The sequence below is a fragment of the Aneurinibacillus danicus genome (assembly GCF_007991215.1).
Classification (GTDB): domain Bacteria; phylum Bacillota; class Bacilli; order Aneurinibacillales; family Aneurinibacillaceae; genus Aneurinibacillus; species Aneurinibacillus danicus.
Window position 1 is genome coordinate 23,280 of record NZ_BJXX01000100.1, and the last position, 6,271, is coordinate 29,550.

The 6,271-nt window shown below is 49.1% G+C and carries 6 protein-coding genes; 1 reads left to right on the plus strand and 5 read right to left on the minus strand.

The window, feature by feature from the left end; genetic code table 11:
* Positions 1 to 23: 23 nt before the first annotated feature.
* The 5 genes from ADA01nite_RS11570 to ADA01nite_RS11590 all read right to left on the minus strand — a co-directional run bounded on the left by ADA01nite_RS11570 (position 24) and on the right by ADA01nite_RS11590 (position 5,933).
* Positions 24 to 1,460 carry an efflux RND transporter periplasmic adaptor subunit gene (locus tag ADA01nite_RS11570; protein ID WP_146810126.1) on the minus strand — a complete coding sequence of 479 codons (1,437 nt, stop codon included), beginning with the start codon at positions 1,458 to 1,460 and terminating at the stop codon, positions 24 to 26.
* Entirely contained in the window at positions 1,453 to 4,614 is a 3,162-nt protein-coding gene (locus ADA01nite_RS11575) for an efflux RND transporter permease subunit (protein ID WP_146810127.1), read from the minus strand. Before ADA01nite_RS11575 ends, ADA01nite_RS11570 begins: the two co-directional genes overlap by 8 nt.
* 199 nt (positions 4,615 to 4,813) lie before the next feature.
* A complete protein-coding gene (locus tag ADA01nite_RS11580; RefSeq protein ID WP_146810128.1) occupies positions 4,814 to 5,098 on the minus strand; it encodes a hypothetical protein in 285 nt (94 codons plus the stop codon).
* A gap of 88 nt (positions 5,099 to 5,186) precedes the next feature.
* The gene (locus tag ADA01nite_RS11585; RefSeq protein ID WP_146810129.1) at positions 5,187 to 5,537 is read right to left on the minus strand and encodes a hypothetical protein; all 351 of its coding nucleotides are present in this window, start codon (positions 5,535 to 5,537) and stop codon (positions 5,187 to 5,189) included.
* An 87-nt stretch (positions 5,538 to 5,624) separates the two neighbouring features.
* Positions 5,625 to 5,933 carry a DUF4870 domain-containing protein gene (locus ADA01nite_RS11590; protein WP_146810130.1) on the minus strand — a complete coding sequence of 103 codons (309 nt, stop codon included), beginning with the start codon at positions 5,931 to 5,933 and terminating at the stop codon, positions 5,625 to 5,627.
* Between the two features lie 126 nt (positions 5,934 to 6,059).
* Between ADA01nite_RS11590 and ADA01nite_RS22070 the strand changes: the two genes are divergently transcribed.
* Entirely contained in the window at positions 6,060 to 6,206 is a 147-nt protein-coding gene (locus tag ADA01nite_RS22070; RefSeq protein ID WP_170230245.1) for a hypothetical protein, read from the plus strand.
* Positions 6,207 to 6,271: the final 65 nt, after the last annotated feature.

Genomic DNA, 6,271 nt, shown 5'->3' on the forward strand with positions numbered 1-6,271 from the left:
TTCTAAACAGAAGAACGGCGTTTTTATTTCTTTACCGAAATTTTCACATTGTCATCAAGAAGCGTTTGCCCTTTGACGATTACTTTTTCGCCTTCCTTCAGGCCGGCTACAAGCGTATTGTCGCTGTTCTGCTCAATGATGGTAATGGCCTTGCGCACCGGCTTATCTCCTTGAGCCACATACACGTACGGCTTATTTTCTTCCGTCAAAATTGCGCTTGTCGGAATCACAATCCCCTTCTTAGCGGTCGGAGAAGCCACATTCACCTGAATCGCCATGCCAGCTTTAATCTTGCCGTCCGGATTCGGTACTTCCACCGTAACCGGATAGCCTTTTGACTGCTGGTTAAGCGGACTGATACTTGTCACTTTTCCGTTCGTATTCAGCTTCAGTGAAGGAATGGAGATACCGACCGACTGATTCATACCGAACAGACCGATTAAGTTCTCCGGCGTGTTAACCACCACTTTCATCGGGTCCAGGTTCGCCAGAACGATAAACGGACTTTGCGGTGAGGAGAAGTCGCCTACCTCTCCGTTTATCGCCCCAATCGTACCGGAAATCGGCGCGGTAACAACCGCGTTATTTAAGTTATCACGCGCAATTCGAAGATTCAGCTCCGCCTGGGCAAGCTGCTGGCGGGCCACTTCTACGCCTTCTCCACCGGCAGCGTTGCTGACCTGCTTCTTGGCGGTGGCAAGTGATGCCTGCGCGTTTTTACGTGACTCTTCCGCACTTTTCTTGGCTGCTTCCGCATTTTTCAACGCGACGCTGGCGTTTTTCAGGCCGATTTGCGCTTCCTGAATGGCGATTTGCGCATTCTTGAGCTGCGTTTGTGCCTGTTCAAGCTGTTGCTTTGTTACTGCCCCCTGATTAAACAGCATCTGCATGCGGTCAGCGTTCGTTTTAGCATCGTTATATGCCTGCTGGGCGCGCTCCATTTGCGCACTGGCCTGTTCTAAACCATTGCGTGCATTGGAAATACCGTTTATGGCCTGTTCATAAGCGCTATTTGCCTGTGAAAGTCCGCTGCTCGCCTGGTTCACTCCCGCCTGTGCCGAATCGACGCCATTTCTTGTCTGTGCCTGGGTCTGAGCAAGCGATGCGCGGGAAAGCGCCACGCTCTGCTGTGCCTGATCTACCGCATTGCGCAGATCTTTATCGTCAAGACGGAACAACACATCACCCGCACGTACTTTTTGTCCGACTTTCACGGAGATTGACGTGACTTTCGCGCTTACTTTCGGCACCACATTGACCAGCTGCGATGCCTGCGTTGTACCTGTCAATGTCCGGCCCTTATCCAGAGATCCGGTAAAAGCGGCCGCCACCTCCACCGGAACCGTTTTGACCTGGACGGGAGCGGACGCTTCTTTGCTTTCGCCTATGCCGCAGCCCGCTGCAAGCGCACTGGTTGCCACCAGACCGGCAATCGTCATTCCTATTACCATTTTACGCATTGATTGCTTCTCCTCCTGTTTCCTTCTCTCTGCGCTGTCTCTTCTTCTCACGACGCTCTGTCCGACGTTTTCTCCGCTTCTGAATCATGTCATCAAACAACGTGTATACGACCGGAACTAACACAAGGGTAATTAATGTAGAGAATGTCAAACCGAATGCGACGACGACCGCAAGCGGCGCCTGTGCTTCCGAACCTTCCCCGCCGCCGAATGCCAGCGGCAAAATTGCAAGTACGGTGGTGAGCGTAGTCATTAAAATCGGGCGCAAACGGACCGGACCGGCTACTTTAATGGCTTCATCTCTGTCCATCCCTTCCTTACGCAGCGTATTTACATAATCAATCAATACAATCGCGTTGTTTACGACAATTCCTACAAGCAAAATGCAACCCATTAACGACGTTACGCTAAGTGGATAACCGGTAACCAAGAGACCGATAACGACCCCAATCAGCGTAGGCGGAATGGAGAACATAATAACAAACGGATAGAACAGCGACTCAAACTGACTTGCCATAACCATGTACACAAGCACAATGGCAAGCGCAATGGCAAGACCTAAGCTGGAGAACGATTCAGCCATTTCTTTCGCCTGGCCGCCTGTTTCAATGAAATAGCCTTCCGGCAAATTCAATTCGGCCAGCTTAGCACTAATCTCCTGATTGACTACGTTCAGAGGGCGGCCGACAATATCCCCGGTCACGCTCACCTGGCGCGTCTGATTCGTACGGTTGATTTGCTGCGGGGTGATTTCCTTCGTAATCGTCGCTACCTGTCCGACTGCTACCTGTGCCCCGCTCGGTGTTGACAGCATTAAACTCTCAATATTGTTCATCTCGGATTTGAAGTTGTCCGGGAATTTCACACGCACATCAATTTCATCGTCACCCGTGCGGAAACGGGTTGCAATTTGACCATCAAAGGCTGTGCGTACCGCAGAGATAACCTGATTGGTGGTAATCCCATACTGTGCGGCCATGTTGCTATCGACTTTCAACTGGAACTGCTCCACTCCATCTTCAAGCGAAGAGACAACATTGCGAGTGCCTTCCACTTCTTTCACCATAGTTTTAATGGTCTCGCTAATGTCGGCCAGCACATTCATATCATCGCCGCGAATCGCAATATCAATGGGCGATCCCGCAGGAGCACCGCTGGTATCAGAAATATCTACTACGATATCCGCTCCGGCAATACCGCTCACTTTTGCTCGGAGCTCCTCTACTACTTGCTCTGTTGAGCGTTCCCGCTCCTCTTTCGGCACCAGCTTTAATTGGACAGATGCCATATGAGTTAGTTCCGTCTGGATAATCGCAGCTCCACCGGCGCGTCCTATGGACGTATAGATAATATCCTTCTCCGGGACCTGTTTTACAAACGCTTCTACTTGCTGGACAATTTTCTCTGTTTCTTCCAGTTTAGAGCCTGCAGGAAGCTCTATGTTGACCGATATTTGACCCTGATCAAACGTGCTAATGAATTCTTTGCCAATGAGCGGGGATACAAATACGCCGATTGTGACCACCATGGCGGCAAGCGTTGATACAATGACGGTTTTGCGGTGGGTAAGCGCCCAGCGAATCAGACGTCCATACCCTTCACTGACGCGGTGAAAGCCTTTTTGGAACAGCACCATCGGCGTCTTTTTCTTAGAGCGCAGATAGTCTTCCACCTCATGTGGAGGCTCTTTCAACAGCTTCGAAGACATCATTGGCACCAGTGTAATCGATGCAAGCAGCGCAGCAATGTGCGAGAATACCACAGTAAGCGCCAGCGGTCCGAACAGTTGCGCCGCCAGACCTTCTACGAATACAATCGGCAGGAATACGCAGATTTGCGCTAACGCTGATGCCATAACGGCAGTGCCCACTTCTTTCGTTCCCACGATGGAGGCCACTGTAATATCGTGTCCGGCCTGCCGTTTTCGATAAATGCTTTCCAATACTACAACGGCAAAGTCCACCAGTGAACCAAGCCCCAGCGTTAAACCGGCCAGCGAGATTAAGTTAATCGTCTGTCCGCCAAAATACATAAGCGCAAACGTAGCGATTACAGAAATCGGAATGACAATAGCGACAACCAACATAGCTCGAAAGCTATGCAGGAACAGATATAAAATAATGACGGCAAAAAGGCCACCAACAATGGCGTGCTCTGCAACCGTAAAGATAGAATCTTTTACGAAGATGGAGGTATCCATAATCGTAGAAATCTTCACGCCCTGCGGCAATAGGGGCTTAATCTCTTCCAGTTCCGCCTTCACGGCATCGGCCACCTCTACCGTATTGGCGCCCGAGGCTTTGGTAACTTCCAGACCAAGGCTGGGTTGATTGTTCACGGTTGCTTTCTGGGTAATTTTCTTATATCCGTCCGTTACCGTAAGCAAGTCCGCCAATTGAATCGTTCCGCCCTGCGGCAGCGCAACCGGTGTGGCACCGATATCCTGCGGACTGTCGAATTCTCCTGTAACTTTAATACTGATATTACGATCGCCTTCCGTCACACTTCCCGCCGTACCCGCCAGGTTGCGCGCATTCAGGCTCTGTGTAATTTGTTCTATCGTCAATCCGTATGTATTGAGGGCATCCGGATTTATTGTTAGTTGAATTTCACGCGTTTTTCCGCCGGAAATTCCAAGAGAGGCGACACCGTCCACCCGCTCAATACGCGGCTGTATGATATCTTCAGCAATCTTGTTTAACTCGACGACATCCATCGGACCTGATACGGCCAGTGACAGTATCGGCATACTATTCGGGTCAAACTTCATAACCCGAGGCGAACCTGCGTTGTCCGGCAGACTGTTGCGCACCAAGTCTACTTTCTCCCGCATGTCCAGTGCCGCCTGATCCATATCAGTACCCCAATTGAATTGGGCAATTACCTGTGAAGCTCCGTTAATGGAAACCGAACTAATGGTTTTAATATTACTAACCGTTCCGATCGCACCCTCAAGCGGCTTTGAGATGAGGTTTTCCACCTCCTCCGGCGCGGCTCCTTCATAGCTGGTCACGACAACCGCTACCGGAATATTGAGTTCTGGATATAAATCCACTTTCAACTTCGGCAGCGAAATGATACCAAATAGGACAACCGCCACGATCAGCATTACAATGGTGACCGGCTTTTTCACCGACCATTCAGCTGCTTTCACCCTGCTATCTCCCCTTCTTCTTCCGTATCGTTGCTACTGTCTAGCCCTTTAGATTCTACGACAATAGTAAAAAAGAGTTTCGTTTTTACGTTATAGACAGTATTTTTCCGTGAATCCATGTTCATTTTAAACGATTTTAGAGAAAAATCAAGCAACAATTTCAGGACATGGCGTACTCAACAAAAAAAACCCCAAAAGACTACCTTTTGAGGTTTCTCGTATATCCGTGCAAGGCTTTGATTTTGCCGAAGACGCTCTCCACATTCTGCATGAAATTCTGCACATCCCGCATGGATTCGGCGATTTGATGCGCCATAACTTTACGCTGGACCGGCTTTGGCTGCTTGCTCTTCTCCCATTCCTGCACAATCAGCTCGTAATTGCGCTGCCGGGCCAGATTCCGTACTTTCTGACGTTGTGACCTCGCCCACGTCGCAAACTCCGGGTGTTGCCTCGCAAACCGTTTTAACTCTTTCTTGGTCATCGCTTCACCTTCTTTGCTTGCGTGCTTCTTTTATATCGTACGCAGCAGGCGGGCAGGAAGGAAGAGGGGCAAATGCCCATTCATGCGGTTATACGAAAAAGCTGCGTTCTGCGGCCTCAAGTTGGTTCTCAATCATGACAATGTCGCGTTCAATATCTTCGATGTCTTGCTCAAGCAATTCTTTGAGACGTCTTTTCTCCTTTAACAGTTTACGCATTTGTTCAAGCCTTTCCTTCATGTCAAACACACCCAGGTACATGGCAATCCCCTCCACTTCTTCATTCACACCTTTATATCTATATGCACAAATAGAGAAAATAGAAGCGGCCATGACAAAAATAACTATTCCATCGCGGTTCCGTTGATGATAGACACCGGCATCGCGTCTCAGGGGGCGGGATGCCAGCGCCAGAAGATCGATACGATTCACTTGATCCAAAAAACAGGGCCATCTTTTCCCCATCGTTATCAGGAAAAGATGGCCGCATAAGCGAAACGCGTTATATCTAGACGTTTTCGTCCTTTCTTAACGTACCCAGCTGTGCACGATCGGATAGTGAAACGGTTTCTCCGCCAGCGCCCGGATGATTCCTTTGATTGGATAGTAAATCGCAATAATGGAGAAAATCGGTACAAGGATAAATCCGATGAGCACAATCATCAAAAATGACGAAATCGCGATTACCGCCCCCATCATAATGTGAAACAGCAATGCCTCCATTGCTTTCTCTTTTACATATGGATGATCGGACAGAAAATAAAACACCAGCGGTACGAGCACGGGCGCAAAAAACGTACTTCCGTGTATAATGATACAAGCCGGTTTCGGGTTCATTCGCTTGACCTCCTTCTTACATCTTTTTACACCAGTTTCATACGTATTAGCTACACGGATGTTTCAATTTTATCCAATCTGCATTAAAATGTAAGTACCTCAAACTCATCCTCAGGAGGAATGAAAATGATTACATGTGAAACCTGTGGAAAAACCAGTCAGGGGCAGGAAATCGGCAAGCATTGGATTTGTGGGGATTGCAGGGTGGACGAAGCGGTGGAAACGCAAGAAGTACAGGCAGAACAGATAGACAACAGAGGAAATGTACATTAAAAAGGAGACAGACGAAAGACGGTCACACGACACACACAAAACCTCCATGGCTCTCCAGCCGCAAG

Bases quoted from the DNA above. Each gene is read 5' to 3' on its own strand.
- ADA01nite_RS11590 (WP_146810130.1), bottom strand. From the start codon at position 5,933: ATGAACCCGAAACCGGCTTGTATCATTATACACGGAAGTACGTTTTTT.
- ADA01nite_RS22070 (WP_170230245.1), top strand. From the start codon at position 6,060: ATGATTACATGTGAAACCTGTGGAAAAACCAGTCAGGGGCAGGAAATC.
- ADA01nite_RS11570 (WP_146810126.1), bottom strand. From the start codon at position 1,460: ATGCGTAAAATGGTAATAGGAATGACGATTGCCGGTCTGGTGGCAACC.
- ADA01nite_RS11580 (WP_146810128.1), bottom strand. From the start codon at position 5,098: ATGACCAAGAAAGAGTTAAAACGGTTTGCGAGGCAACACCCGGAGTTT.